Annotated in this window: 27 protein-coding genes; 12 read left to right on the forward strand and 15 right to left on the reverse strand. The window is 44.1% G+C overall.

The annotated features are described in order from the left end of the window. Positions 1–309 precede the first annotated feature (309 nt). The gene (locus tag CYLST_RS00975) at positions 310–897 is read left to right on the forward strand and encodes a biotin transporter BioY (RefSeq protein WP_015205839.1); all 588 of its coding nucleotides are present in this window, start codon (positions 310–312) and stop codon (positions 895–897) included. 67 nt (positions 898–964) lie between these two features. Next, the gene (lspA, locus tag CYLST_RS00980; RefSeq protein WP_015205840.1) at positions 965–1,441 is read left to right on the forward strand and encodes a signal peptidase II; all 477 of its coding nucleotides are present in this window, start codon (positions 965–967) and stop codon (positions 1,439–1,441) included. A 299-nt stretch (positions 1,442–1,740) separates the two neighbouring features. On the opposite strand, the gene CYLST_RS32935 is transcribed toward lspA, so the two are convergent. Further along, on the reverse strand, positions 1,741–2,337 hold the full coding sequence (locus CYLST_RS32935) for a hypothetical protein (RefSeq protein ID WP_085960561.1): 597 nt from the start codon (positions 2,335–2,337) through the stop codon (positions 1,741–1,743). A gap of 439 nt (positions 2,338–2,776) precedes the next feature. Here CYLST_RS32935 and CYLST_RS00990 point away from each other — a divergent pair, with 439 nt between their 5' ends. Then, on the forward strand, positions 2,777–5,041 hold the full coding sequence (locus CYLST_RS00990; RefSeq protein WP_015205842.1) for a transglycosylase domain-containing protein: 2,265 nt from the start codon (positions 2,777–2,779) through the stop codon (positions 5,039–5,041). Positions 5,042–5,103: 62 nt separating this feature from the next. Here the strand turns inward: CYLST_RS00990 and CYLST_RS00995 are convergent, their stop codons facing one another. Next, positions 5,104–6,633 (reverse strand): DUF4335 domain-containing protein, encoded by a 1,530-nt coding sequence (locus tag CYLST_RS00995; RefSeq protein WP_015205843.1) that lies wholly within the window; start codon positions 6,631–6,633, stop codon positions 5,104–5,106. Then, entirely contained in the window at positions 6,630–7,256 is a 627-nt protein-coding gene (locus CYLST_RS01000; RefSeq protein ID WP_015205844.1) for a DUF3038 domain-containing protein, read from the reverse strand. The genes CYLST_RS00995 and CYLST_RS01000 overlap by 4 nt, the downstream gene beginning before the upstream one ends. A gap of 414 nt (positions 7,257–7,670) precedes the next feature. On the opposite strand from CYLST_RS01000, the gene CYLST_RS01005 reads away from it, so the two are divergent. The 3 genes from CYLST_RS01005 to CYLST_RS01015 all read left to right on the forward strand — a co-directional run bounded on the left by CYLST_RS01005 (position 7,671) and on the right by CYLST_RS01015 (position 9,637). Continuing rightward, entirely contained in the window at positions 7,671–8,189 is a 519-nt protein-coding gene (locus CYLST_RS01005) for an adenine phosphoribosyltransferase (protein ID WP_015205845.1), read from the forward strand. A 108-nt stretch (positions 8,190–8,297) separates the two neighbouring features. Next, positions 8,298–9,344: an ABC transporter permease gene (locus tag CYLST_RS01010; protein ID WP_015205846.1), complete on the forward strand. Its 1,047-nt coding sequence runs from the start codon at positions 8,298–8,300 to the stop codon at positions 9,342–9,344. Between the two features lie 11 nt (positions 9,345–9,355). Beyond that, positions 9,356–9,637: a hypothetical protein gene (locus CYLST_RS01015; RefSeq protein ID WP_015205847.1), complete on the forward strand. Its 282-nt coding sequence runs from the start codon at positions 9,356–9,358 to the stop codon at positions 9,635–9,637. Positions 9,638–9,641: 4 nt separating this feature from the next. On the opposite strand, the gene CYLST_RS01020 is transcribed toward CYLST_RS01015, so the two are convergent. From CYLST_RS01020 to CYLST_RS01050, 7 genes are all read right to left on the reverse strand, one after another. Beyond that, positions 9,642–10,208 (reverse strand): Uma2 family endonuclease, encoded by a 567-nt coding sequence (locus CYLST_RS01020; protein WP_015205848.1) that lies wholly within the window; start codon positions 10,206–10,208, stop codon positions 9,642–9,644. Between the two features lie 30 nt (positions 10,209–10,238). Next, positions 10,239–10,481, reverse strand: coding sequence for a hypothetical protein (locus CYLST_RS35665; protein WP_015205849.1), 243 nt, complete (start codon positions 10,479–10,481; stop codon positions 10,239–10,241). Then, positions 10,478–10,732: a hypothetical protein gene (locus CYLST_RS01030; RefSeq protein ID WP_015205850.1), complete on the reverse strand. Its 255-nt coding sequence runs from the start codon at positions 10,730–10,732 to the stop codon at positions 10,478–10,480. The genes CYLST_RS35665 and CYLST_RS01030 overlap by 4 nt, the downstream gene beginning before the upstream one ends. 217 nt (positions 10,733–10,949) lie before the next feature. Further along, complete coding sequence (gene purF, locus CYLST_RS01035) at positions 10,950–12,437, reverse strand: amidophosphoribosyltransferase (RefSeq protein WP_015205851.1); 1,488 nt, start codon at positions 12,435–12,437, stop codon at positions 10,950–10,952. A 185-nt stretch (positions 12,438–12,622) separates the two neighbouring features. Continuing rightward, positions 12,623–15,019 (reverse strand): phosphoribosylformylglycinamidine synthase subunit PurL, encoded by a 2,397-nt coding sequence (purL, locus tag CYLST_RS01040; RefSeq protein WP_015205852.1) that lies wholly within the window; start codon positions 15,017–15,019, stop codon positions 12,623–12,625. 203 nt (positions 15,020–15,222) lie between these two features. Further along, entirely contained in the window at positions 15,223–15,879 is a 657-nt protein-coding gene (locus CYLST_RS01045) for a hypothetical protein (protein WP_015205853.1), read from the reverse strand. Positions 15,880–16,370: 491 nt separating this feature from the next. Beyond that, positions 16,371–16,856, reverse strand: a complete 486-nt coding sequence (locus CYLST_RS01050) for an allophycocyanin subunit alpha-B (protein ID WP_015205854.1) — start codon at positions 16,854–16,856, stop codon at positions 16,371–16,373. Between the two features lie 149 nt (positions 16,857–17,005). Between CYLST_RS01050 and rlmD the strand changes: the two genes are divergently transcribed. Both rlmD and CYLST_RS01060 read left to right on the forward strand, forming a co-directional pair. Further along, the gene (gene rlmD / locus CYLST_RS01055; protein ID WP_015205855.1) at positions 17,006–18,388 is read left to right on the forward strand and encodes a 23S rRNA (uracil(1939)-C(5))-methyltransferase RlmD; all 1,383 of its coding nucleotides are present in this window, start codon (positions 17,006–17,008) and stop codon (positions 18,386–18,388) included. Between the two features lie 412 nt (positions 18,389–18,800). Next, on the forward strand, positions 18,801–19,250 hold the full coding sequence (locus CYLST_RS01060; RefSeq protein ID WP_015205856.1) for an ATP-binding protein: 450 nt from the start codon (positions 18,801–18,803) through the stop codon (positions 19,248–19,250). A gap of 40 nt (positions 19,251–19,290) precedes the next feature. On the opposite strand, the gene CYLST_RS01065 is transcribed toward CYLST_RS01060, so the two are convergent. Then, a complete protein-coding gene (locus tag CYLST_RS01065; RefSeq protein WP_015205857.1) occupies positions 19,291–19,560 on the reverse strand; it encodes a DUF6439 family protein in 270 nt (89 codons plus the stop codon). Positions 19,561–19,655: 95 nt separating this feature from the next. Between CYLST_RS01065 and CYLST_RS01070 the strand changes: the two genes are divergently transcribed. Both CYLST_RS01070 and asnS read left to right on the forward strand, forming a co-directional pair. Further along, positions 19,656–20,018, forward strand: coding sequence for a sll0565 family protein (locus CYLST_RS01070; protein ID WP_015205858.1), 363 nt, complete (start codon positions 19,656–19,658; stop codon positions 20,016–20,018). A 2-nt stretch (positions 20,019–20,020) separates the two neighbouring features. Then, positions 20,021–21,412, forward strand: a complete 1,392-nt coding sequence (asnS, locus tag CYLST_RS01075; RefSeq protein ID WP_015205859.1) for an asparagine--tRNA ligase — start codon at positions 20,021–20,023, stop codon at positions 21,410–21,412. Between the two features lie 146 nt (positions 21,413–21,558). Here the strand turns inward: asnS and CYLST_RS01080 are convergent, their stop codons facing one another. Next, positions 21,559–22,380 carry an Rpn family recombination-promoting nuclease/putative transposase gene (locus CYLST_RS01080; RefSeq protein ID WP_015205860.1) on the reverse strand — a complete coding sequence of 274 codons (822 nt, stop codon included), beginning with the start codon at positions 22,378–22,380 and terminating at the stop codon, positions 21,559–21,561. Positions 22,381–22,401: 21 nt separating this feature from the next. After that, positions 22,402–22,527: a hypothetical protein gene (locus CYLST_RS36310; RefSeq protein ID WP_015205861.1), complete on the reverse strand. Its 126-nt coding sequence runs from the start codon at positions 22,525–22,527 to the stop codon at positions 22,402–22,404. A 185-nt stretch (positions 22,528–22,712) separates the two neighbouring features. On the opposite strand from CYLST_RS36310, the gene CYLST_RS01085 reads away from it, so the two are divergent. Beyond that, positions 22,713–23,075, forward strand: coding sequence for a hypothetical protein (locus CYLST_RS01085; protein WP_157162505.1), 363 nt, complete (start codon positions 22,713–22,715; stop codon positions 23,073–23,075). 683 nt (positions 23,076–23,758) lie between these two features. On the opposite strand, the gene CYLST_RS01090 is transcribed toward CYLST_RS01085, so the two are convergent. Both CYLST_RS01090 and CYLST_RS35670 read right to left on the reverse strand, forming a co-directional pair. Next, on the reverse strand, positions 23,759–24,436 hold the full coding sequence (locus CYLST_RS01090) for a response regulator transcription factor (protein WP_010997804.1): 678 nt from the start codon (positions 24,434–24,436) through the stop codon (positions 23,759–23,761). A 345-nt stretch (positions 24,437–24,781) separates the two neighbouring features. Further along, on the reverse strand, positions 24,782–24,919 hold the full coding sequence (locus CYLST_RS35670; RefSeq protein ID WP_245587454.1) for a hypothetical protein: 138 nt from the start codon (positions 24,917–24,919) through the stop codon (positions 24,782–24,784). 567 nt (positions 24,920–25,486) lie between these two features. Here CYLST_RS35670 and groES point away from each other — a divergent pair. Continuing rightward, entirely contained in the window at positions 25,487–25,798 is a 312-nt protein-coding gene (groES, locus tag CYLST_RS01100) for a co-chaperone GroES (protein ID WP_015205864.1), read from the forward strand. Positions 25,799–25,861: the final 63 nt, after the last annotated feature.

The following is a 25,861-nucleotide window of genomic DNA, read 5'->3' on the forward strand; positions in this document are numbered from 1 at the left end:
ATTTTGTAATAAAAAAGACGTAAAATTCATTACCATACATATGTACAAAACCTATTTTTTGACCCACTTTTTCTCCCCTGCCGATCTCAATGCCTTGGAGATCAAGGAATGATTTTTACCCGTGGATCTTCATCAGGCGGAAGTTAGGTAGAGATATGCTTGAACCATAGGATAAGCACAGCAAAGCTATGATTCGATAAACACTTCTGCCTAGCTATCTCACCCCCCTCCGAAACCTGATCTTCCCGCCATTCGCCTATACTGGTTGCTGTCGGTTTTCCCTTTTGCCTTTTCCCTTCTGCCTGATAAATGTTTGCTGCTTCTAATCAATTACTTTGGTCCATGATTGGCTTACTCCTGACAATGGGTGGCACTCTCCTAGAAGCCTATGGAATCACTTTACCTTGGAGTTGGAGTCAGCAAGGAATTCAAACCTTTTCTTTAGGTGTCAGCTATCAAATTGGCGCAGTGTTGCTGGTGGGTTGTTTAGGAGGCAAAAATGCTGGTGCGCTCTCGCAAATTGCTTATTTAGTTATGGGGTTAACCTTGTTACCTGTATTTTCTGAGGGTGGAGGTATCGGTTATGTTAAACTGTCACAGTTTGGTTATCTCCTAGGCTTTATTCCTGGAGCTTGGATTTGTGGTCATTTTGCCTTTAAAGCTAGACCTCGACTAGAAACTCTCACCTTTAGTTGCGTTTGTGGTTTGTTAACTGTCCACAGCTGCGGTATTGCTTATTTAATCCTCAGCTATCTTTTTCAGTTGAAAGGTACAGAAAATCTGCCCTTAATGCAAGCAATCCTCAGATATTCCTGGTTTGACCTGCCAGGGCAACTAGCTGTAATCTGCGCCGTCAGTGTAATAGCATACGTGCTACGACACTTAATGTTTTATTAGTCGGTTGTCAGTTGTCAAATGACTAATGACTAATGACTAATGACTAATGGCTAATGACTAATTCACTATGCGTTTAAAAAATCGATTCTTCTGGATTGCTGCCTTCATAGCTTTTTTCTTAGACCAACTGACAAAATATTGGGTGATGCAAACCTTTAGTTTGGGACAGACACTACCAATCATACCGGGAATATTTCATTTTACCTATGTCACAAACACTGGTGCAGCTTTTAGTCTGTTAAGCGGGAAAGTAGAGTGGTTGCGTTGGCTATCTTTAGGAGTAAGTTTAGTATTGATTGCCATAGCAGCCTTTGGCCCAACGTTAAGTCTTTGGGATCAGTTAGGCTATGGCTTAATTTTAGGTGGAGCTATAGGCAATGGCATCGATCGGTTTGTTTTAGGCTACGTCGTTGATTTTCTCGATTTCCGACTGATTAACTTTGCTGTATTTAATGTGGCTGATTCATTTATAAGTATCGGCATTGTTTGCCTGCTAATTGCCTCGGTACAAAAAACACCGACAGGAAGTCGTAGATTACCGTGACCAAGCCCCGAAGGTTCAGGTGTAAGGCTGTAGGGAGAGATTAGCCCCGAAGGAAATATGAAAAAATATTAAAGATATCAACCGAGACACGCAGTGCTTTTGTTGATAGCATCCTTATATCAAGCCCCTAACTTTAGTTATGGGTTCCCCTATTCCCCTGCACCCTGCCTGAAGGGTATTGACTACTCGCTCTAATAACAAGCCTGGAGGTTGATCACCCCCAGGCTGCTGATAAATAAAACTCCTACTCAATCCTATTAAATGAGTATGTTATTGCTAGAGACTTCCCAATAAGGTAGTTAACTGCCCAGAGCAGGAGTTTGTGGCAAACTTGTATCGGGTAATTGACTGGGGGAACTAGCACCTGGTTCGGTGAGGCTTGCTGGTGCTGGAGTTAAGTTGCCGGAATTACCAGACTTAGGTAAAGTGAGGCTTGCTGGTGCTGGAGTTAAGTTGCCGGAATTACCAGACTCTGTTGAAGTGGGGTTTGCTGGTACTGGATTTAAGTTCCCAGGATTGCCAGACTCTGTTGAAGTGGGGTTTGCTGGTGCTGGATTTAAGTTCCCAGAATTGTCAGACTCAGGTGAAGTTGAATTTGTTGGTACAACTGTACTGCCAGAATTAGTGTTGTCCTCAGTAGGCTTTGCTTCTGGTATCTTAGTGTTACTAGGAGAACTCGAATTAATTGCTGTGCCACCCGGACAACGGGAATTGAGCGGGAAATACTCGCACAGAATTTTCATACCTTCTGGTGACAGTTTTATTTCCGTTGGTGAAGTAATGGACGAGCTGCTGGATTCTTCTATAGGGGATTTACTAGACTGGGCTACAGCCACATTGGTGGTGAGAGCCAAAGTCATGGCTGTACCAATCAGGGTCAGAGATTTTCCCTTCATTCTGAAATTAACCTCAAGGTCAACGGATCACTCAGCCCATTAAATCAAACAATCAATTGGAGAAAATCTTCCTAAATGAAGATGTATAGCTTTGATGCATAATGTGTGGATATGTTAATGCTGTAAGAATTAAATTATTTGTTGATTAAATGGTAGTTTTCATAAATACTAACGTTTATTTACTAGCTGTAGTTCTTAAGCTAGTAATGATAGATAGAATAGGCATTCTAGAGTCGGGAGAAAAATTATTTCCTAGGTAAACAAGTGAAATAAATTACAAATTAATCTTGCTCGCTAGATATGGTCTAGGTGTAAGATTGATTCGGGAAAATTCCGTACAGCCAATTTATTTTTTGGCTTGTGATTAAAATAGTGAAATACCAGCATCAAGATGGCAATTGCCCAATTTTTAACTAATAAACTGTGATGTAAATAGCCGATGAGTTCCCCCCATCCCCCTCAAAAGCCACAAACGTTACTTGGTCAACTGACTCAAGCAGTACATACTATTCAAGCTAGGGTTGATTTTTCCAAACTGGCGCTCAAGCCTAATGCTAAAGTACCGGAACTCTGGGTGCAGGATGCGGGGGCGGATAAGGCGGAAATATATCCGCTGTTGGGCGATCGCTATATTCTAGGTCGCAGTTCCAAATCCTGTGATATTGTGATCCGCAACCCAGTTGTCAGCCAAATTCACCTGTCACTGTCGCGGGACTCTACGCAACGCACCCCTGGTTTCATCATTAAAGATGAAAACTCCACTAATGGTATTTATCGCGGCAAGCGTCGGGTTAGTTCTCTAGAACTGCGTCACGGGGATGTCTTTACCCTAGGGCCACCAGAGCTGGCCGCTTCCGTGCGGTTGCAATACGTTGATCCACCAGCTTGGTATGTAAAAGCTGCGACTTTGTCTGCTTATGGTGTTGGCGGTGTCAGTGCCGTGTTAGCCCTAGCAATTGGCATTGAATGGCTGAAATTTTCCGTCAGACCTCTACCAACAGCCACTCGCGCCCCGGTGGTTGTTTATGCAGGTGATGGCTCTACCCCACTAAGGGAGCCTCGGATTACTGCTCACATCGATATGAAGCAGTTGGCAGACTTTGGTCCTTATTTACCTGCCGCTGTGATCGCTTCTGAAGATAGCCGTTATTACTGGCACTTTGGAGTTGACCCCTTGGGAATATTGCGAGCCTTGCTAATCAATAGCAAGGGTGATGCGAAACAAGGTGCTAGCACAGTTACCCAGCAAGTCGCCCGCAGTTTGTTCCGCGATTATGTGGGTAGGCAAGACTCCCTGGGGCGCAAATTGCGAGAGGCTGTTGTTGCCCTGAAGTTAGAAACGTTTTACAGCAAAGATGAAATTTTGCTGACCTACTTAAATCGGGTTTTTCTGGGGGGGGACACCTCTGGCTTTGAAGATGCTGCTCGATATTACTTTGATAAGCCAGCTAAAGAATTAACTTTGGCAGAAGCTGCAACCTTGGTGGGAATTTTACCTGGCCCCAACGCTTTTGATTTTTGTGGGGATGGTCCAAATAAGCTAGAAGCGGCGGATTACCGCAATCGCGTAATTAAGCGGCTGCTGGAGATGGGCACAATTAAACAAGAGGATGCCAACCGAGCTAGACGCTCCACGGTTAAAGTTGTCCCCAGAGTCTGCGAACAGCAAGCCAAAACTATTAGCCCGTATTTTTACAGTTACGTTTTTCGGGAACTGGAATCAATTTTAGGGGAGGGAGCGGCTAATGAAGGTAACTATATTATCGAAACTCAGCTAGATCCAGCCATTCAGGCACAAGCAGAATCGGCGCTGCGGAATACAGTCAGCAATGCTGGCTCAAGCTTTGGTTTTTCCCAAGGTGCGATCGTCACCCTAGACTCCAGCACAGGCGGTATCCTGGCGATGGTGGGCGGGACTGATTACAAAAAAAGCCAGTTCAATCGTGCTGTCCAAGCCCAAAGACAACCAGGTTCCACTTTTAAAATCTTTGCCTATACCGCCGCGATTGAGCAGGGAAGATCGCGATCCAGTAGTTATTCTTGCGCCGCCTTACCTTGGCAAGGCTTCACCTATAGACCCTGTCGGAGTGGTGGTGGCAGTTTAGATATTGCTACAGGGCTAGCGCTTTCAGAAAACCCGATCGCTTTACGAGTTGCTAGGGATATCGGACTAGATAAAGTTGTGAGGATGGCGAAGCGTTTGGGGGTAAAATCATCCCTTGATCCAGTTCCTGGCTTGGTGCTGGGTCAAAGTGTAGTTAATGTTTTAGAAATGACCGGTGCTTTTGGCACTCTTGGTAATCGCGGCGTGTGGAATCCTCCCCATGCTATTAGCCGCATTCTAGACAGCAGTGATTGCAAAGATCGCAAGGATTTCAAAACCTGCCGTGTCATCTACTCCTTCGACCAAGATCCAGATGGAAACAAGCGAGTTCTCAAACCTGAAGTTGCCAATGAGATGACTAGTTTGATGCGCGGCGTGATCACCAGTGGAACCGGTCGCAGTGCTGCCATTGGACTGGGGGAAGCGGGTAAAACCGGTACGACTAATAACAACGTTGACTTGTGGTTTATTGGCTTTATTCCTAGTCGGCGACTCGTGACTGGTATTTGGCTAGGAAATGACAATAATTCCCCCACATCTGGCAGCAGCGCTCAAGCAGCACAGCTTTGGGGGAATTATATGGGGAGAATCACAAGATAAATGGGTAACGGGTAAGAGTTTTACCAATTACCAATTACCCATTACCAATTACCCATTAACCATTACCGATATCCCTGCCAAGGGGTAACTTCCAGTGTGCCGTTAGGCTTAAATACCACTTGGAAGTGGGCGAGAGCGTCCTTGTTATTGGGGGCAGCTACATTTGAGCCATAAATGGCTTGGAACATCTTCGGTAAGGGTGTTTCCCGAAAATAGTCAAAGGCGACTTGGTTGAGTGGCTCATAGTCAGCGATGACGCTATCTTTATTCACCGCTACTCGGTACTTCAAATCTCGTGTAAAGGTGGGAGTGCCACTCCAGCTTTGGCGAACTGTACCATAAAGCTTTTGGTTTAAATCTTTGACCACGTTGGTGTCTGCGATTTTTGCCCCAATCACCTGCGGTGTCTTGGCGTAACCCCGCCAAGGGCTAACTTCTAGTACACCTTGTTTAGTAAAGACTACTCGGAATTGTGCGATCGCTTCATTGGCAATAGGAGGGCGGTTAGCAGGATTGTAAAGGAGATTAGGCAGAGGAGTTTGCCCTATTGCTTCATTCGCCCCTTGATTCACTGCTTTATAACCGACGATTTCACCATCCGCAGCCACACCCAAACGATAGACCAAATCCTGTGCGAATCCTGAGCGATTATTCCAAGCTGGATGAATTTTGTTATACACTTGGCGATTCAATGCACGCAGCTGGGACGGGTCAGCAATTTCGGGAACCGTAGTTAAAAGTGCTTCTAAATCTCTAACTACAGGCGTTGCGGCAGTTGCGGGTGCTGTTGACGGTATAGGTGTTACAGCAGCTATGGGTGTTATCGTCGGTGTGGGAATTGCCGCCTCTGTGGGTGCTGTTGTCGGTGTGGGGATTGCCGCCTCTGTGGGTGCTGTTGTCGGTGTGGGGATTGCCGCAGCTGATGGAGAAGGAGTGACGTTGGGTGCTGTAGTGCTAGCCTGCTCATCTGGCTTGATCTCTGGTGGACGCACTTGGGGAGCGGGAATCAAGCTAAAGGCGAATGCTGCTGCTGCTAGACTCGACACTCCCACAGCAGCAGGTACCGCCTGCTTGATTAAGGCTTGACTAGTGCCGCTATAGCGTCTGGTAACTGTTTGTAGTTCTAGTGATAACTCTGGTAAGGTTTGAGTATCAGCGAAAAACTGATCCACTGCTTCCACTAAATCAAACAACTGTACCGTATTCAAGTCAATTTGAACGGGGGGCTGTTTACTATAGTTAGGGTTGGACTCAAAACCCTCTGGTGCAATTTCCGAATGCACGATCAGCCTGTGTCGGTTGCTGTTAATTTTCTGCAACTCCACAAGTTCTGATTCCTGGTTATGGGCTTGCGGATTCGGGACGTTGCTCAAAAATTCTTGGGCATAAGCACTAACCGCCCTCACCAAACTTTCAAAAAATTCCCGCCCTCCTGCTAGGGGTTGACTATAGCTAGATAAATAGCATTCTGCATTTACCAATATAGACAGTTCCGGGCGCAGTTCCTGAAAGTGTGCAGCCTTGGTGACATCGCTTAACCCTTCTAAAAGCAGCGTACAATTAGGTAAACTGTACTTACGTTGGATATTCATTCTACTTCACCGTCAAAAAGACCAATCCAGAACCGCTGCATTCCAGCTGTACCGGTACAGAATAGTAATTGTCCTAATAAATTTATAGCTAGTTCATCTAATTTTTCATCAGAATTTAATGCCAATAAACCAGAACGTCGGGCATTCATCCGGCTCTTAAAATGCGCTCTAAACCGTTCTAGGTAACTAGATAACCGCAAATTCTGTTCTGGTGGAATCTGCTTTTCATACAATTGTTGATATATCATTAGTAGCTGACGGATGACAACCGTTAACCGCCGCGCTATGTAGCAAGCAATGACTACCAGAGCTTTTGCTTCCAAGATGGTTAAGGGGCGGCGGATATGCGCTCTGCGTAGAGGGTTCGAGCTACGCATCCGCCATAAATTCACTCTGTCTTTAATAATTTCTTTCAGTTCCAACTCCTGGGCAAAACCGAGGATGGCTTCAGAACCACCAAGTTCTAAAGCTTCAATTGCCAGTAAAATCAGGTCAATTTGCAACCTAGTTCTCCGAGGACATCCCTGTCCGGCGATCGCCGGATCTGGTAGGGTGTCCAGAATCATCGGTAATGCTGGGGATGTTGGACTGTTGAACGGCGTTAAACTTGCGGAGACATTCATTCTATAAAATACCTTGTGCGGTTCCAACAGACTGGGCAAAACAAATTTAAGATAGGTAGCCAAACTAGAACGTTAGGCTTGTGGTTGGGGCGTGAGCAGCCCAATATATACATTACTTAGTCTTTCTACTCAAAGGTTCCCGTATACTGAAATTTAGGCTTTAAAGCATAGGTGTACCTTCCTTATTTAGTAGTAAAATTCCATCACTAGCTTGAGTTAAATTCTCATGATCGTCAATGGATAGCGAATCTGGAGCTTCGATCCCCAGCGTATGACATTATAGTGTACGATTTTTTAGGTATCTGGTATCTGGTACTAGGTATTGGGTACTGGGTACTGGGAAATCTTTACTGAATCCCTAATCCCTAATTCCCAATCCCTAATTCCCAATCCCTAATCACCAATCCCTGTTTTATGGATTTGAAGTCTCTGATTCGTGACATCCCAGATTTTCCTAAACCCGGAATTTTATTTCGGGATATTACCACCCTACTGCGCGATCCAGAGGGACTGCGCTACACTATTGACTTTTTAACACAAAAGTGTGTTGAATCGGGAATACAGGCAGATTACATCGTGGGGATGGAGGCGCGGGGGTTCATTTTTGGCCCACCTCTGGCTTATCAATTAGGAGCGGGTTTCATTCCTGTCCGCAAAAGAGGTAAGTTACCAGCAGCAGTTCACACGATTGAATACGAACTAGAGTATGGTACAGACAGCTTGGAAGTGCATCAGGATGCTTTACAACCAGGTAGCCGAGTTTTGATTGTGGATGATCTGATCGCTACGGGTGGAACTGCGATCGCCACGGCAAAGTTGCTACAGAAGATTGGCTGCGAATTAGTGGGGTTTGGGTTTATTATCGAGCTGCGGGATTTGCAAGGGCGTAAATATCTGCCGGATGTGCCGATAATCTCTCTAATTGAATATTAATGTGGTGAGTGGTCAGTGGTGAACGGTCAGTGGTTTGAAAGACTGACAACTGACGACTTTAAGAGCGGGGAAACCCTAACCCTACCAATTGACACCTGATAAACTGCTATGACTTCTACGAAAATTTCTTGGGAAACAAACAGGGGTTGGCTGATTAAGCTGGTCACAAGCGAGACTTTTGTTTATGTGGTGAAGCGGCTGTTGCAGGCGTTGCTGACTTTGTTGTTAGCGTCGGCGTTGTCGTTCTTTATTATTCAACTGGCTCCGGGGGATTATGTAGACACGCTACGGCAAAACCCAAAGATTTCCCCGGAGAGAATTGCGGAAATCAAGCAGCAATTTGGGTTAGATAAGTCTTGGCCAGAGCAGTTTGGGCTGTGGTTGTGGCGAATTTTGACTAAAGGGGATTTTGGCACGAGTTTTGTTTACCAGCGCTCGGTTGCGTCGCTGTTGTGGGAACGGGTACCGGCGACTTTGCTCTTAGCGATCGCATCTTTAATTTCCACATGGGCGATCGCCATTCCTTTAGGTATTCTCGCTGCTGTCAATCAAAATAAGTTATTTGACCGCGGTTTACAGGTGATTAGCTACGCCGGACAAGGGTTACCTAGTTTCATCACTGCCTTAGCGTTGCTGGTCTTTGCCCAAATTACCACGCCTCTGTTTCCAGTAGGGAGCATGACAAGCGTCAATTATACAGAACTGTCATGGTTTGGCCAAATTCTAGATATCGGCTGGCACATGATTTTACCGACTATAGCGCTGTCGATTACCAGTTTTGCTGGTTTGCAACGAATCACTCGCGGCGAATTACTCGATGTTCTACGTCAAGATTACATCCAAACGGCTCGCGCCAAAGGATTGCCAGAAAACCGCGTGATTTATGTTCATGCTCTCCGCAACGCGATTAATCCCTTAATTACCTTATTGGGTTTTGAATTAGCTGGTTTATTAAGTGGTGCATTCATTGCCGAATTTTACTTTAACTGGCCTGGTTTAGGCAGATTAGCTTTACAGGCTTTACAAGCGCAAGATTTATATTTGTTAATGGCTAGCTTGATCATGGGTGCTGTGCTGCTAATTGTCGGTAACTTAATCGCCGACTTGCTGCTAAAAGCTGCTGATCCTCGCATTCGCCTAGAAGATTTAAATTAGTTATTGGTCTCATGTTGTCTGAAGTTTATTATCTGGTGCGATCGCAATCTGATGGTCGTTATCTCACAGCTCGTCCCAACGCTGAAGCATCTGGCTATCTGTTGCTATTTCGTGAAAACTATGATGCCTTAAGCTATCTCAACACCCACGCGGCTGAGGTGGCAAACCGCTTTGCTGTAGAATCGATTCCTGGTATTCAGGTGGGAAACTTGGTCAAACGCTGGGGTTTTAGCGGTGTGGGGATTGTTACTGACCCTTTGTTACCCAAGGTTGAGTTTTTGCAGCATAGTTAAGCTTTTAGGTGAACAAGGAAGCGATCGCGCAAGTAAATCCAGGTAAAATCGGTGATGTCAATTCATCATCCTTGAACAAGGTGGCAGCTAACTTTAAAATCCCTTGTTCTCGTCTATATACTTCCACCTGTTGTCTACGCCAATCTATAATCCAATATTCTCTTACTCCTCTTGATGAGTAAAGCTTTAATTTAAGTTCTTTATCTCGCTTTTCATTTTCAACACCAGAAGATAGCACCTCTATCACTAATTCCGGTGCAGCCGTCAAATGTCCCGCTTCATCTAACAGTTCGGCTAATTTTTCCTTACTAACCCAGACAACATCAGGAATAACATTATCATTATCGCCAAAAATGATACCTGGAGCAGGTACGACTTCTCCCAAACCTGTAATTTGTGACCAATTATCTAAAGCAGTGGTAGTTTTGACACAGGCTTTTTGATGATTCCAATGAGGCGCTCTTGTCACAAATAATTCTCCGTCGATAATTTCATAGCGATTCCCGTTATCGGGAAACAATTCTAAATCGGCGGTTGTCCAGCGCACTCTTTCTGTTGTCGGCTGGTTCATAAAGCATTGATGTGTGGGAATTTGATTATTTTAACCTATGAACTTGATATTGCTTAATATATTACATTCGCTTATTGTATTCAGGTTGAATTTTCTTTTTCTATTTCTCGGCTTTCTTTGACATGAGTAATTCATCTTTTGTGAAAGAGATTCAATTGCTTGAAGTAATCCTGCATACCATTGACTGGCTTCTGTAGGTGAGGTAACTTGAGATAATCTCATAAAAGCATTATCAGCCTCAGCTATAGTAGAAATTTCAATGCGGTATTTCATGAATCTGCTGGCAAGTTATATTTACGCCGCTGTTCCTCTGCAAACTCATGAAATGGACGAAATCTACCAGCTTCAAAATCATCTAAACCTTGTTGAATGCCCTTGACAGCCTCTTCTGAGTCTTGTATTTCCCACTCTAAGATTGTTGTTAATAACTCAGCCGCAAGCAAACTAATATCTTGTCCTTGCTGTACAGCTTTTTGACGCAATCTTGCTTCTAATTCAGGGCTGAGAGAAACAACAATTGTCATATCTGTTATCTTGGGTAAAGTTCTTAGATATTCCTATTATCATCTATTTTTAATAACCGCAGCAGCATAATTAAGAGTCTGTTGGATATCTTCAGCCTCTAAATCTATGTTCACCTCATATTCAAATTTTCTTCTTTGCCTTGTGGTGCAGGCGGGAAAGCCTGCTATTAATCTTGGGGTGGGCGGGACAGCCCACCCTACAAGATTGTAGAATTACCTAAACCACAACCTTTTCTAAAATCAACTTAGAACGCTTCACCTGTTCAGGAATCGCTACAGGGTAATCACCAGTGAAGCAAGCAGAACAGAAACTATTCGTGTCTTCGCGGGTTTCTTCTAGCATTCCTTCCCAACTGAGATAAGCGAGGCTATCTACTTCTAGTTGTTTGGCAATTTCTGCAACTGACTTGGTGGCAGCAATTAGTTGATCTTGGGTATCGGTATCGATGCCGTAAAAGCAAGGGTGAGTCACTGGGGGGGAAGAAATTCGCATATGTACTTCCGCTGCACCGGCGTCACGCAAGGCTTTAACCAGTTTTCTGCTAGTGGTTCCCCGGACAATAGAATCATCTACAATGATCACTCTTTTACCGAACAACACATCTTTGAGGGGGTTGAGTTTCATCTTAATGCCCGACTCGCGCATGGTTTGGGTTGGCTGAATAAAGGTTCGCCCAACGTAGCGATTTTTTATCAGTCCCTCAGCATAGGGAACACCGGATACTTGGGAAAATCCAATGGCAGCAGGTATCCCAGAATCAGGAACACCAAAAACCATATCGGCATCTACGGGTGATTCTTGTGCTATTCGCCGCCCTAACCGCATCCGGTAACTATATAAGCTCTCGTTGTGCATGAGGCTATCAGGACGGGCAAAGTAAATCATTTCAAAGATGCACAATTTCCGCTGGGGCTGTTGACTCCAGTGAAAGGAGGCTAAACCTTGTTCGGTGATCCAAACTAACTCTCCTGGTTCTACGTCCCGCAGGTAATCAGCGCCAATAATGTCTAAACCGCAAGTTTCCGAAGCAAGAACGTAACGAACTGGATTACCCTCTAATATGCCAATTACTAAGGGGCGGATGCCATTAGGGTCACGGGTTCCCATGACGCCGTCGGGGGTAGCTACAACTAAGCTAAAGGCTCCTTCGCAGCGGTGAAACGCCCGGATAGCACCTTCTAACCAATCTAAACCTGCGTTGACTTCTTGTGCGATCGCATAAGCAATCATTTCTGAGTCTGTTGTCGTGATTAAGTTAACTTGGCTCTGAATTAACTCTTCCCGCAGTTGCACTGTATTGACTAAGTTACCATTGTGTGCAAGTGCTAACGAACCCAAGCGGGTTTCAACTACAGCCGGTTGGGCATTAACTTTGCGGCTAGAACCGGTAGTGGAATAACGATTATGACCAACAGCTAGGTTACCAGGCAATTGCGCCAAAATAGTTTCATTAAAAACTTGGGACACCAAGCCCATATCTTTGTGCAGGTGTACTTGTGTACCCTCAAAGGTGGCAATGCCGGCTGATTCTTGACCCCGATGCTGGAGGGCATACAATCCAAAGTAGGTCAGTTTAGCAACGTCTTCTCCGGGTGCGTAGATACCAAAAACACCGCAAGCTTCTTCTGGCTTGTCTGGACGATTTTCCAGACTATTGATCTGTTGGGGAAGATCATCCGAAGTGACGGAATGAATGGGAATCATGCTGGCTTTGCTCCTGGTGGGGGTATCAAGTCACTGGGACTATGTCGATGGGTAGTTGCAGTATTCTTAACAAAACTTTAACTACCTATTAAAACAGTACTGTATTTATGCTCGGTGATGCGAATAATGCCGATTTATTCCGAACTGAGTATTTAGACTCGACTCAGTTCGGAAGGACTCTGAACTCAGGACTGAGGGGTAGTGGTGTGGATGGCTAGACGTCTAGCGATCGCATGGGAATAGCGATCGCTCATATCTTCGATGCTAACCTTGATTAAGGTTTGGTTATCAGCGGTAAAAATCGCCATACCTGCCTTTGCATCAGTCACTGTACCCAGTTGATGCCACTCTGTCCCCAGATGTTCCTGTAAGTAGGATTCCCAAATTTCTTGTTGTGCTGACGCTACAGAAACTAAAATTCGCCCCCCACCTTCGCCAAAAAGCAGTTCATCAAAGCGTTGTGACTGGTTGGCGGAAATTTCTAAATTGATCACGGCGCCTAAGTTGCCAGAAAGGCAAGATTCGGCTAAAGCAACAGCCACTCCCCCCTCAGCGCTATCATGGGCTGAACGTACCCACCCAGCACGAATACCCTCACGGCAGACTTTTTGCACCCGACGTTCTAAGTCAAAATCCACCCGTGGCGGTTTACCCGCAACAATCCCGTGGATAGTGGCTAAATATTCTGATGCTCCCAATTCAATTTTAGATTTTAGATTTGGATATGATTTGGCGATCGGCAATCCCAACAGATAAATTACATCGCCTACCCCTTGCCAACCTTGTCCACAAATTTTGCTTAAATCAGGAATTAACCCCACCATCCCCACAACAGGAGTCGGATAAATTGGTTGGGGATTGCCTTGTCCATCAAGAGTTTCATTGTACAGAGAGACATTCCCCCCAGTGACTGGCGTTGCCAATTCGAGACAACCTTCACTCAAACCGCGACAAGCTTCAGCTAATTGCCAGTAACCAATCGGTTTTTCGGGAGAACCAAAATTCAAGTTATCCGTCACCGCCAGAGGTTCAGCACCCACACAGCTAAGATTGCGGGCTGCTTCTGCCACCACTGCCTTAGCGCCCTCGTAGGGGTCAAGATAAACATAGCGAGGATTACAATCTACCGTCGCCGCCACCCCAGATATTGAATTTTGAATTTTGAATTTTGAATTTTGAATTCCTTCAAGGGGACGTAAGCGCACCACAGCCGCATCTGCGCCCCCTGGTAGGATTACGGTATTATTCTGCACCTGATGGTCATACTGGCGATATACCCAGCTTTTAGAAGCAATAGTGGGCGTATCTAGCAAAGTTAATAAAATATCATTCCAACTTTGCCAACTTCCCCCAATTTCAATACCCGCAGCCGTGCAATTTGGCAAAGAATCAGCCGTCCATTGCCAAGCTTTTTGGGCATATTCTGGTGCTTCGGCTAATAACTCCCGATGGTACAGCGGCGTATTCTCTGCCAAAGCATCAGCAGGAATTTCCGCCGCGACTCCACCTTGAAAAAGAATTCTCACGATAGGTTCAGCAATCACAGTACCAGCAACAACAGCTTGCAGTCCCCAACGGTGGAAAATGTCGATTAACTCTTGTTCTCTTCCCTTGTGGGCTACAAACAACATTCTTTCTTGAGATTCCGAAAGCAGGTATTCATAGGGAACCATCCCCGTTTCCCGCACTGGAATTTTATCTAAATCCAGTTCAATACCCACACCGCCTTTAGCAGCCATTTCTGAGGTTGAACAGGTAATACCAGCGGCCCCCATATCTTGGGCGGCGACAACAGCCCCAGTCTTAAAAGCTTCTAGACAAGCTTCAATTAACGACTTTTCTAAAAATGGGTCACCCACTTGCACAGCGGGACGATTATCTATTGATGCATCACTCAGTTCTGCACTGGCAAAACTTGCCCCTCCCATGCCATCGCGTCCGGTGGTGGAACCAACATATAGCACCGGGTTACCTAGACCAGAAGCCCCAGATTTGACTATTTCAGGCGTTTCCATCAATCCCAAGGCCATAACGTTCACTAGGGGATTACCGGAGTAAGCAGGGTCAAAATAAACTTCACCGCCAACGGTGGGCACCCCAACGCAGTTACCATAATGACTGATGCCAGCCACGACACCGCTAAACAGCCGTTGAGTTTTGGCATCTTCTAGGGAACCAAAGCGCAGTGAGTTTAAGAGGGCAATGGGACGCGCACCCATTGTAAAGATATCTCTCAAAATTCCGCCTACGCCTGTGGCTGCACCTTGGAAAGGTTCGACAGCTGAGGGATGGTTGTGGGATTCAATCTTAAAGGCTAGTTGTAGTCCGTCGCCTAAGTCGACAACACCGGCATTTTCACCAGGACCCACGAGAATGCGGGGCCCTGTTGTGGGAAACTGTTTGAGTAAAGGTCGGGAATTTTTATAACAGCAATGTTCTGACCACATTACCCCAAACATTCCCAGTTCAGCTTTGTTGGGATGACGCCCTAACCGTCGAACAATTTCTGTATATTCTTCTGGCTTGAGACCTTCGGCGGCGATTTCTTGGGGAGAAAATGGATTTTTTGCGGTGGCGGTCATGGAAATAATGCACCAAGGGGACAGAGGATTATTTTATCGATTTACCAGCGCTGTAGACGCAGTTATGGTTCGGCAGATAATTGATTTGTGAAAAATCTACTATTTTGTTTAGTTTCTATTGAAAGCGATCGCATTTGTGCGACTAAAGCCATAAAAAAGCGAGATATTCAATGGCTACACCTACGCCCTAAAACGCAAACCCTTTATCCCCCACCAACTTGCAGATTCCTTAAAATCAAATCTGCCCTTGGCGGAAATCCGTCACCGTATTCCCCAGGAAAATGGGTGATCACATAAAAAGCTTTGCCCTTCTGTTCTCCAATGTACACAGCACCGACGAGATTTTTACTGCCACGGAAAACGATCTTTTCTTTTGCCCAGCTGTAGGGGAGATTTCGAGTCCGGTTCACAACCCGCCATCCATTAGACGCAATCAGACCATTTTTGCCATTTACAAAGCTTTTCACCTGTCCTAAGTTTTTTAAACCATTAAGAAAGGCAAAGTGGACATAGGCATTCTTCTGTTGTTTTCCGCCAAAATTGGCAAAAAACCTGACTGATTGCCCTTCCCCAGAACTGCTTGCTTCAGCAATAAAATCTTTTTCGGGGAAGTAAGTAGTTAATAAATCGCTGTATTGGTAGAGTCTCAGGGCGATGGGGATTTTTTCCCCTTCAACAGAAATTGTGGCCTTTTTGGTAGACGGTCTAGGCGTTTTTGATTGATAACTAGCCAAAATCTTAGTGTGTGCCACTATAACGCCGTTGCTATCGGGAACTTGGTTCTGTGGTGGGATCACGGCAAGCAAAGAGGTTGCCAACAGAATTGTCTCAGTTATTGAGTTGACAAAATTAAGCGCCATTTTCCGTCTGATGTGTTGGTACTGACGAAAAAAATGACCTCGACATCAAAGCTATAGTTCCTGATTCGCTCAGATATATGTATTTATATATATAGATAAATTACGTTATGTAAATATAGTCTGCCTGTAACCCTTAAGTGACGACAATCACAAGTATTTATGATTGAGATCGTCTCCTAACAATCGGCAAATTGGCATAATTATAACTAACTGAACTCTAGCCGAGTCATTAATAGGGAACACACTTATCGCTGACAGCCTTTTACAAGACTGTTGGCTTTTTACTATGTTTTTCAGTTTTACTCACCACTGACTGGCAAATAAAATTTCCCCACAACTGGTTAATAGCCTGACAGAGGTTTTGCCACAGCCATTACCAAATGTGGGGAAGGTATGATCAAATTAGAAATTTTATCGGGAGCGAGTGCTGATGACTGGCACTCAGTTTAGTAGACTGTTAGTCCACGCTTATTGGTAGCACACACTTTGGATTAAGACATCGCTTGAATGATGTAATCAAAGTAAGGTGCTGCTTGGGTAGCATCTTCTGCGCTCAGTAAATCAAGGGAGGCTTTTTTCAGGGAATTGATTGCTTCTACCATTCCCGGTACAGGAACACCAAGTGAGTTGTACATTTCCCGCACGCCGATCAAACCAATTTTTTCAATTGGTTCTTTGTCACCAGCAAGCACGCCGTAGGTAATCAGGCGTAAGTACCAGCCAAAATCACGGATGCATAGAGAACGTTGACGCTCTCCGTAAGCATTGCCACCTGGCGAGATAAAGTCAGGACGCTTCTGCCAAAGCTGCTTGGTTGCTTCCTGAACGATCTTTTTTTCGTTCTCAGCGAGGCTAGCAGCAATCCGTGTCCGCTGTACACCTGTTTCCAAGAAGTCTTTGATATTCTTGAGTTCGCCACTGCTGGGATAACGGAGTTCATCGTCAGCTTTGAGAATAACTTGGCTAATGACAGTCATAATTTATTGCAATCACGCGAAATATTATTTGTTAGTTTAACGAGTCTGAGGTACACAAGTGAAGAGCAATAAGTTACCAGGTATTGAATTTACCTGTTTGGGGTGATGAGAAGATGGGGTAATGACCAATAACCAATGACCAATGACCAATGACTAATATAGTTTGGCGACAGGGTGAATTAATCGAAGTGGCGATTTCTGATTTGAGTGACACTGGTGATGGAGTGGGTCGCTTTGAGAATCGCGTAGTATTTGTCCCGGATACGGTACCAGGCGATCGCGTTATTGTCCGACTGGTAAATGTCAAACCGCAATATGCCAACAGCACGCTCCAGCAAATATTGCAACCATCCCCTCATCGTATCCGACCCGGTTGTATTGTGGCTGATAAATGTGGTGGTTGCCAGTGGCAGCATATTGATTATCAGTACCAGCTAATAGCCAAGCGTAATCAAGTGATCCAAGCTTTGGAACGCATTGGTGGTTTTGTTCAACCGCCAGTAGATCTAGTGCTGGTGGCTGCTTCACCGCTGGGCTATCGAAATAAAGCTACCTATCCTTTTGGCATCTCCGCTACGGGTCAGGTACAAGCTGGTTACTACCAAAAAAGTAGTCACCAATTAATTAACTTGAATCAATGCCCAGTACAAGATGCTCGCTTAAATCCCATACTTGCCGAAGTTAAGCAGGATATCCAACGGCAAGGTTGGTCAATTTACGACGAACGACGTCACCAAGGGCAAATTCGCCATCTCGGTTTACGCATTGGCCGGGGTACAGGTGAAATTTTGCTGACGTTAGTGGTCAAGGACTGGAATTTACCGGGGATTGAAGCCGTAGCAATTGAGTGGTTAAAACGCTATCCCCATTTGGTGGGAGTTTCACTGAATCGGAATGGCGATCGCACAAATGCCATTTTTGGCAGCGAAACTCGTTGCGTTGCTGGAGTTCCCGGACTGCGGGAAAAATTCGCTCACCTGGAATTTCTTGTCCGCCCAGATACATTTTTCCAGGTTTCTACAGAAACGACAGAGGCACTATTGCAAGTAATTCAGTCACAACTGAATCTTCAAGGGCATGAGGTGCTAGTCGATGCCTACTGCGGCATTGGCACTTTAACTTTGCCTCTGGCTAAACAAGTACGTCATGCTACGGGTTTGGAAGTACAACCAGCAGCGGTGGAACAGGCAATTCTCAATGCTCAACATAATGGCATTGAAAATGTGACATTCCAAGTCGGGGCTGTGGAGAAAATTCTCCCAAATCTGGGCATTATACCAGATGTGGTATTACTTGATCCGCCACGCAAGGGATGCGATCGCGCTGTAATTGAAACTTTACGAAAATTGAAACCATCTCAGATAGTTTACGTCAGTTGTAAAGTAGCCACCCTTGCCCGTGACCTCAAAATCCTTTGTGGAGAGGGACTGTACGCTATTACACGGGTACAACCCGCTGATTTTTTTCCCCAAACGTCCCATGTCGAAGCTGCTGCCTTTCTGGCGCTATCACCGAACCACAAGGGGGCTTAATTCTTGAGAAACACTCAAATTGTAAATTTGTAGGAAGAGTGCATACCAATAATGCTAAAATTAAATTAATCTAACATAGAAATTCATTTTGTTTAAAAAAATTGAAGTTGCATGGACTTCTTAAAAATATGCATTAAGTTGTCTAAATTAAAAATCGGCGAATAACAGAGTATACTAATGCTCTTTCCAATTCCTCCTTCATATTAGGGCGCTGACTGCATTAGCAGGTTTCTCATAGCATGTTTATATCCAAGCAATCCAAATTTATAGACAGAGTCAATGCTCCCTAGCATTTTCAAAATTTAGTTTTAAAGACGCAAGTTTGAAGGCAGCATGACCACCTCAATTTTTATCAGGGTGCCTGTGACAGCAAACTGATGTCTAGCTAACTGAAAGCTATGGGGTTTCTCTTGTGATTACCATTTCCCTCCGTCCAGTTGGACGCAATTGGGGCACAATTAGTTTTGCCTCAACTCTCTATCTTTGTCCAATCTTAGATTTGCTATTGGCAGAGATTCCCGCCAAATTACAATCAGAACTACGGCTAGGGCTTCAAGAAGCCTTAGTTAATGCAGCAAAACATGGCAATAATCTTGACCCTAGTAAACTAGTAGTAGTGCGTTTTTCCTTAATAGATAATCAGTATTGGTGGATCATCTCCGACCAAGGCAGTGGGTTTGCGCCCTCATCAGATGGGGATAGCGATCCCACACACGATCTACCACCAGATGAGGCAGAAAGCGGACGTGGTCTATGTCTTCTCCATCAAATTTTCGATCAAGTAGAGTGGAACCGCAAAGGTACAGAATTAAGGCTTTGTAAGCAACTAGAAACTCGCCCCCGGCTATCTCTGCGGCGGTGAACAAGGGAAGGCGGGAGTTTTTCTCCTCTCCCCCCTTTAACTATCGCTTATGCTCGCCATGAGACGGACAGGGAGGGGCGGAAATCGAGCGATCGAGCCAACCAACAGCCTGTTCTAATCTAGCGATCGCTTCTTGTGGCTGATCTTTGAGCAGAAATACTAGGGCTGCTGCTACTTGTTCACTGGCACGGGAATTGCGGTTAGATTTGAGGCGATGCCAATCATTAGGGGAAATGGTTAGCCGTTCCATCAGGGTTTGAGCTAATTCTAAATTGCTTAATTCATTCAATTGACTGGTGTGAGGCGGCATACTTAGTCGTTCCTTGCTGAGTTCAAAGTCAAAATCTTGACAAATGACAAATGACAAATGACAAATGACTATTAGTCTTAGTTTACTACTTGTCAATGAAGCCGCCTAAAGAAACGCAACCGCACCTTGAAAATCCAGAACCAGATTTTGAAGCAGAACTGGATGAAGTAGAGCGATCGCTTGTAGCATTGAAAGAACGCTATGCTCAAGTGCAACGCGATCGCCTGCAAAAGGCAGAATGGCAACAACAGCGTCACCAATTGCAGCAACATAAGTACCAGACGCCAGAAATCAAAGCGGAGTTAAAGCACATTCAACAGCAGTTGCAAGTGCTAGAAATAAATTTAGAAAGCCAGTTATTTTCTTGGGGTAGCTTCAAGAAACCCTTCTGGCAAATCGTCCGCTTTGGTGGATTGGGCGTTATTATAGGCTGGATATTAAAGTCCTGTACTGGGTAAATATGGTAAATCGACGGATTGCAGAAATATTGCGAAGTGGTCAACCTGATGAGTCGCTGATGGTTCAAGGCTGGGTACGGACAAAACGGGAGTTGAAAGGGTTTGCTTTTATTGAACTCAACGACGGTTCATCCCTAGCTAATTTGCAAGTCGTGATCAATCAGGATTTACCAGACTACGAAGCCATCATCAAACAGCTGAACACTGGTGCTTCAGTCGAGGTGACAGGGGTGCTGGTAGCATCTTTAGGTAAAGGACAGCGGATTGAATTAAAAGCCCAGACGCTGAAAGTCTACGGTGACGCTGATCCCGAAACTTACCCCCTACAAAAAAAACGTCATTCCTTTGAGTTTCTGCGAACCGTGGGACATTTGCGATCGCGTACCAACTCCTTTGGTGCCGTTTTCCGCGTCAGAAATGCCTGTTCCGCAGCCATTCACCAATTTTTCCAACAACGAGGCTTTTTGTGGGTACACACACCCATAATCACCGCTAGCGACTGTGAAGGCGCGGGAGAATTATTTAGTGTTACCAGTTTAAATTTAAAGAATGTACCCCGCACAGAAAATCAAGAAATTGACTACAGCCAAGACTTTTTTAGTAAACCTACATATCTAACAGTTAGCGGTCAACTAGAAGCAGAAATTATGGCGATGGCGTTTACCAACGTCTACACCTTTGGCCCTACCTTCCGTGCAGAAAACTCCAACACTTCCCGCCACTTGGCAGAATTTTGGATGGTCGAGCCAGAAATGGCATTTTGTGACCTAGAAGGCGATATGGATTTAGCTGAAGAGTTTCTCAAGCACATCTTTAAATATGTCTTAGAAACTTGCCCAGAAGACATGGAATTTTTCAATCAACGCATTGATAATACCGTGTTAGCTACAGCCGAAAATATTATTAATAATCAATTTGAGCGTCTAACCTACACAGATGCAATCAAACTTTTAGAACAAGCCGATTTCAAGTTTGAATATCCTGTTAGCTGGGGCTTAGATTTACAATCAGAACACGAACGCTATTTAGCAGAACAACTGTTTAAAAAGCCAGTCATCGTCACAGATTACCCAGCGCAAATAAAAGCTTTTTATATGCGTTTGAGTGACGACGAAAAAACAGTCCGCGCAATGGATATACTCGCACCAAAAATTGGCGAAATCATCGGCGGTTCCCAACGGGAAGAACGGCTAGATGTATTAGAAAAACGGGTTTTAGCCCAAGGGATGAAACCAGAAGATTTATGGTGGTATTTAGATTTGCGCCGTTATGGTACCGTTCCCCATGCTGGTTTTGGTTTGGGTTTTGAAAGACTTGTGCAATTTATCACAGGAATGGCGAATATCCGCGATGTCATCCCCTTCCCCCGCACGCCGCAAAACGCCGAGTTTTAGCTTCTTTTCATGCTTTTTAGATGCGTCTCTTTACGCATCCTACGTAGCGTGCGTTCCCTAACGCACGAATTCCGACTTCTAATGACTGAAACTATACCCCATCTTTGCTGTTTTCTGTCCGTTAAGTCCTACTCCTTTCGTTAAAATCAAGATTGTTGAATCTCATTTTGTAAGACTTGAACTTGCTCAATAGATAATTCAGTAACTTGAGCAATTTGCTCTAAACTCATACCAATTCGCAACAAATTTAAAGCCAATTTTCTTGTTGTTTCGACTTTACCTTCGGCTTTACCTTCGGCTTTACCTTCGGCTTTACCTTCGGCTTTACCTTTAGCTTCGCCTTCTTCTAAGATTTGTTGATAAATGACTGATTCGCGCATAATCTCACTCCTTAAAATCTTGCTAATTACATCTTTCTTTAACACCAGACCTGCTAGAATGCCACTCGCAGCAGCTATATTTCTTTGTAGCTGTTGATCAGTAACTGCTTCAACTGCTTGCGCTACTTGGGTTAATACCATTGTAGGCTCATTTGTCTGAGTTAGCACAGCGAAGGGTAATAAACCGGGAACAGTCAGAAATTTGTCTGTCGGTTGTTCCCACAAGCGGATGACATCAAACTCATGGTAAGTTTTCTCTAATCTAAGATTGTTTTTATTGACTAATTCTGACCCTGTTTTTCTCAAATAGATGACTATTTGACGCATTTTTTTGTTAGGAAAGCGTCGATAAACCCTGACTCGATAATCTAACATCCGAAAAGGCATATCTTCGTCAGTGTCGGTTTGAAATTCGGTATGTAGAACTAATTCATCCGATTGTAATAATATTAATGAATCGGCTCTAATTGGTTCGTTTGATAATTCTGTAGGACTTAGTTCTGTTAATTTAATTGGTGAACCTAGTAACCAAGTTGCTAAATCATCCTTGAAGTTTTCGGCAATGAATTTACAAATATTGTCATACATGGCAATTTTAGAGAAATTGTATCAAGTATTGTTTATTAAAATTAAACTTGTTGGTGTTGGGTTTCGTTCCTCAAACGCCACTTCACTCAACTCTTGGAACCCCCACACGTGAGTGGCTCCCCAACCTACGGCTAAAACTTCACTCATAAACTATTAAACCCCTCTTTGCTTGCGGAGAGGGGATATTTTCAGGTATTCAAGCTGATGAACAGAGAAGAGAAGGAGGTGCTGAAAGCGTCAGAAGAACTTTATAATTTCTGGCAGCGATATCATCAAAGCCAATTATTGGTTTATTTGACAACGATATAAAAGGTAATGAACAGTTTAGTGGCTTGAATAAATCGTGCTTTGAAAAGCATGATATATCCAAAGATATCAGAAAACATCTTTCAAGAAATGCTTGGGGTATTTTGTTACCTGTTCCAGATTCACGTTCAATATTTGTCAGTCAAAAAAATACATTCCATAGATATTTAGCTATTGAACACTACTTTTCAGATGATTTACTAAAAAAGAATCATATCTATGGTGACCATCTTCCTGGTGGAAGTGAAGTTTTTGAAATAGGTGCAAATAAAATTAATTTTGCCAATCAAGTAGAATCTTTTGATGTTGGCGAGTTTGAAAACTTTAAATACCTGTTTGTAAAAATTAAGGATTTACTTTTAGCTTGTGATTCAAACAGAAATAACTGAGTTTGAGACAGTCGGAATCATCATCAAAGGTAACAGAGCGGGGATTAATCCGCAACTCTTTTTAAACCACTAAACTTATCAACCAAGGAACAGGATTAAGATTAGCAATTAGCTATCAAATTATTGAGAAACGTTTTGGTAAGATTCAATTCAAATCTGAACTTGGCTATGGGGCATAATTTGCCATTGAAATCCCAGTAGCACTAGTTGCTTAAGTGCCAACGCCCTTTTTATGCATAAAAAAAACACTATTCATCAAAATATTTATTTTTTTTAATTACTTTGAGCAGAGAAAAATAAAATTCCCATTTTAACAGTCTGATAACCTTAGCGGTTAAGGGTGACCTGCTCGTTTGGGAATCAGTAGAAAACACTATCAGATTTTACAAGTAATACTGGTATTTTTCCCAGTGACTTGTATGTCTGGGGGAATTTGTCCGAGATTCTACAGTTGCCAGAATTATGTGCAAGGACTATCTTATAAATTATGAATTATGAAGTATGAATTATGGAGTTCCATGCTTCGCTTCACAACTCATAATTTATCGGCTTCCAGGCTTAAGGCGAGAGAAGAAGATGAGTGATCAAGAGTAGTTTTGAGTTATGGCATCTTAACTCAGCACTCAGCAACGTCAGTTACTTCAAGTTCGTTCAAGCAAGGCACTAGCAAATCAGTGCTGTGTTTAAGCCATTTGATTTTCAATCGCCCACCGCGCTAGTTCAGTGCGGTTGTGGAGATTGGTCTTGCCCAACATATTGGACACATGGCTTTCAACAGTACGTTGACTGACATTTAATTCTTCAGCAATTTCCCGGTTAGCTAAACCTCTAGCTACAAACTGTACTACTTTCAGTTCGGTTGGGGTTAATTGCACATCGAAAGGAACCTGGATGCGAGAACCGTTTTCTCCTCCCTTTGCTTGGTGTTCTTTCCAACGGATAGTTTGCTTCAGCGAAGATTCTACTTGCGCTACGAGTTCTTCTGGTTCAAAAGGCTTGACCATATAAACGTCAGCACCTTTATTTAGACCTTTAACTCGGTCTGCGCTTTGCCCCTTAGCTGAAAGGAAAAGAACGGGAATCCAACTAGTACGTTCGTTTTGCCGGACCTGTTCCACAAAAGTGTATCCGTCCATTTCCGGCATCATCACGTCGCAGATGATCATGTCTGGAACGTCATGTTCTAGAATTTCCAGAGCTTCTCGTCCATTTTCCGCCGTGATGACTTCATAGCCCCGGAATTCCAAGTAATCCTTCACCAGCAAGATGAGGTTAGGGTCATCGTCAATCAATAGAAGTCGTTTGTGATCTTTCATGCTGGGCTCTTTCATAGCAGTGGCACTTGTTGCGCTTCGATCCATCAAGGTCTTGAATAGTTATCCTCTTTGGTGGATTATTGAGATGTTGTCTTTTTTCCCACCGAACTTGCTTTTGCTATCTCGGAGTCTTAGAAGTGGAGAGCACTTTCAAGAGATTTAGTAGCTCAAGCAGAAGTCTAGTAAGGATACGTAGAGCAGTAGTAATTATAATGCGCTATTATATATCGCTTTGAAAGGTGCGGGCTAAAAAACGCTGATTAAATCATAATCCTTCTGCTTCACAAGTTAAGTTTTGGCTCAAGATGACCCTAGCTCAAGACTAACCCGCGCTTTCATTTGCTTACTGCCATACAATATCCTTCGGATGTTTTGCCTCTATTCAGAGGTTCACGTTAAACCGGGGAAGTTTTTGGCGTCATGATGGCTTAAAAATGCGTATTCTTCCACCATCATTATGCCGATTAAGTTTTCTTGGATGATCCGCTCAATGACTTCCTTTCTTTGCTTGTCGATACCAGACCCCATCCGAGTAAACTACCATTATCGGCCCAGAACAACAAACACGCAAGCAGTTGGCTTTTGTCCTGAAGATGCAAATGGGACGACTCTCTTGCGGCTGGTTGAGTTTTAGCTCTCTCAGTCGCTTTTTTAAGTATTCCCAGAATTCCAGACTAGCTTGTTTTGAGCAGCAGTTTGCAACTGTTGAGTCAGAACCAATAAAAAGGCGTCGCTGAATCAATGCATGTTCAAGAGTTTCTACACAATTACTTAGGTCCTTACGTTCCAGGGATTTAGTAGCTTTGGGGATGGGATGGCTAGACTGGATCACTGTATTGTTACTCATCGAGCGGCTCCCTGATTACAGTTCTATAACAATTTCCCCACTTTGCAAATAAAGTTGTCTATATAAAAATATTCGTAACTTACACAACAGAACCCGAAAGATAGGAATAATTAAGTATTAATACTTTAAGTACCCTTGCCCTCTCCTAGTTCGGGAACCCGTACACCAGGTAATGTTGCTATTGCTAGGCTCTTTTCGCTAAATTAGCACTCAGGAGTTGAGAGTGCTAACTCTGGAGAAATATTTGTATGGCAGCTTTATCTCTAACCGTTTCTACAGTTAAACCATTAGGCGATCGCGTTTTCGTGAAAGTGAGCGCCTCGGAAGAAAAGACCGCAGGTGGTCTTTACTTGCCCGACACCGCCAAGGAAAAGCCCCAGGTAGGGGAAGTAGTCGCCCTTGGACCAGGCAAGCGTAACGACGACGGTGGACGTCAAGAATTGGAAATTAAAGTCGGCGATAAGGTGTTGTACTCCAAGTACGCTGGCACCGACATCAAGCTCGGCACAGAAGAATATGTACTGCTTTCTGAAAAAGACATTTTAGCAGTCGTGATTTAAATGGTTGATCAGGGGCTGCGGTGATCAAGTATTAGGACAGAGTGCCTAATCCCCAATTTCCAA

The sequence above is a fragment of the Cylindrospermum stagnale PCC 7417 genome (genome assembly GCF_000317535.1).
GTDB lineage: Bacteria > Cyanobacteriota > Cyanobacteriia > Cyanobacteriales > Nostocaceae > Cylindrospermum > Cylindrospermum stagnale.

What these genes read in the sequence shown, in the direction of transcription:
- CYLST_RS00975 (WP_015205839.1), top strand. Translation starts at nt 310, where the DNA reads ATGTTTGCTGCTTCTAATCAATTACTTTGGTCCATGATTGGCTTACTC.
- lspA (WP_015205840.1), top strand. Translation starts at nt 965, where the DNA reads ATGCGTTTAAAAAATCGATTCTTCTGGATTGCTGCCTTCATAGCTTTT.
- CYLST_RS32935 (WP_085960561.1), bottom strand. Translation starts at nt 2,337, where the DNA reads ATGAAGGGAAAATCTCTGACCCTGATTGGTACAGCCATGACTTTGGCT.
- CYLST_RS00990 (WP_015205842.1), top strand. Translation starts at nt 2,777, where the DNA reads ATGAGTTCCCCCCATCCCCCTCAAAAGCCACAAACGTTACTTGGTCAA.
- CYLST_RS00995 (WP_015205843.1), bottom strand. Translation starts at nt 6,633, where the DNA reads ATGAATATCCAACGTAAGTACAGTTTACCTAATTGTACGCTGCTTTTA.
- CYLST_RS01000 (WP_015205844.1), bottom strand. Translation starts at nt 7,256, where the DNA reads ATGAATGTCTCCGCAAGTTTAACGCCGTTCAACAGTCCAACATCCCCA.
- CYLST_RS01005 (WP_015205845.1), top strand. Translation starts at nt 7,671, where the DNA reads ATGGATTTGAAGTCTCTGATTCGTGACATCCCAGATTTTCCTAAACCC.
- CYLST_RS01010 (WP_015205846.1), top strand. Translation starts at nt 8,298, where the DNA reads ATGACTTCTACGAAAATTTCTTGGGAAACAAACAGGGGTTGGCTGATT.
- CYLST_RS01015 (WP_015205847.1), top strand. Translation starts at nt 9,356, where the DNA reads ATGTTGTCTGAAGTTTATTATCTGGTGCGATCGCAATCTGATGGTCGT.
- CYLST_RS01020 (WP_015205848.1), bottom strand. Translation starts at nt 10,208, where the DNA reads ATGAACCAGCCGACAACAGAAAGAGTGCGCTGGACAACCGCCGATTTA.
- CYLST_RS35665 (WP_015205849.1), bottom strand. Translation starts at nt 10,481, where the DNA reads ATGAAATACCGCATTGAAATTTCTACTATAGCTGAGGCTGATAATGCT.
- CYLST_RS01030 (WP_015205850.1), bottom strand. Translation starts at nt 10,732, where the DNA reads ATGACAATTGTTGTTTCTCTCAGCCCTGAATTAGAAGCAAGATTGCGT.
- purF (WP_015205851.1), bottom strand. Translation starts at nt 12,437, where the DNA reads ATGATTCCCATTCATTCCGTCACTTCGGATGATCTTCCCCAACAGATC.
- purL (WP_015205852.1), bottom strand. Translation starts at nt 15,019, where the DNA reads ATGACCGCCACCGCAAAAAATCCATTTTCTCCCCAAGAAATCGCCGCC.
- CYLST_RS01045 (WP_015205853.1), bottom strand. Translation starts at nt 15,879, where the DNA reads ATGGCGCTTAATTTTGTCAACTCAATAACTGAGACAATTCTGTTGGCA.
- CYLST_RS01050 (WP_015205854.1), bottom strand. Translation starts at nt 16,856, where the DNA reads ATGACTGTCATTAGCCAAGTTATTCTCAAAGCTGACGATGAACTCCGT.
- rlmD (WP_015205855.1), top strand. Translation starts at nt 17,006, where the DNA reads ATGACTAATATAGTTTGGCGACAGGGTGAATTAATCGAAGTGGCGATT.
- CYLST_RS01065 (WP_015205857.1), bottom strand. Translation starts at nt 19,560, where the DNA reads ATGCCGCCTCACACCAGTCAATTGAATGAATTAAGCAATTTAGAATTA.
- CYLST_RS01070 (WP_015205858.1), top strand. Translation starts at nt 19,656, where the DNA reads ATGAAGCCGCCTAAAGAAACGCAACCGCACCTTGAAAATCCAGAACCA.
- asnS (WP_015205859.1), top strand. Translation starts at nt 20,021, where the DNA reads ATGGTAAATCGACGGATTGCAGAAATATTGCGAAGTGGTCAACCTGAT.
- CYLST_RS01080 (WP_015205860.1), bottom strand. Translation starts at nt 22,380, where the DNA reads ATGTATGACAATATTTGTAAATTCATTGCCGAAAACTTCAAGGATGAT.
- CYLST_RS36310 (WP_015205861.1), bottom strand. Translation starts at nt 22,527, where the DNA reads ATGAGTGAAGTTTTAGCCGTAGGTTGGGGAGCCACTCACGTGTGGGGG.
- CYLST_RS01090 (WP_010997804.1), bottom strand. Translation starts at nt 24,436, where the DNA reads ATGGATCGAAGCGCAACAAGTGCCACTGCTATGAAAGAGCCCAGCATG.
- CYLST_RS35670 (WP_245587454.1), bottom strand. Translation starts at nt 24,919, where the DNA reads ATGGGGTCTGGTATCGACAAGCAAAGAAAGGAAGTCATTGAGCGGATC.
- groES (WP_015205864.1), top strand. Translation starts at nt 25,487, where the DNA reads ATGGCAGCTTTATCTCTAACCGTTTCTACAGTTAAACCATTAGGCGAT.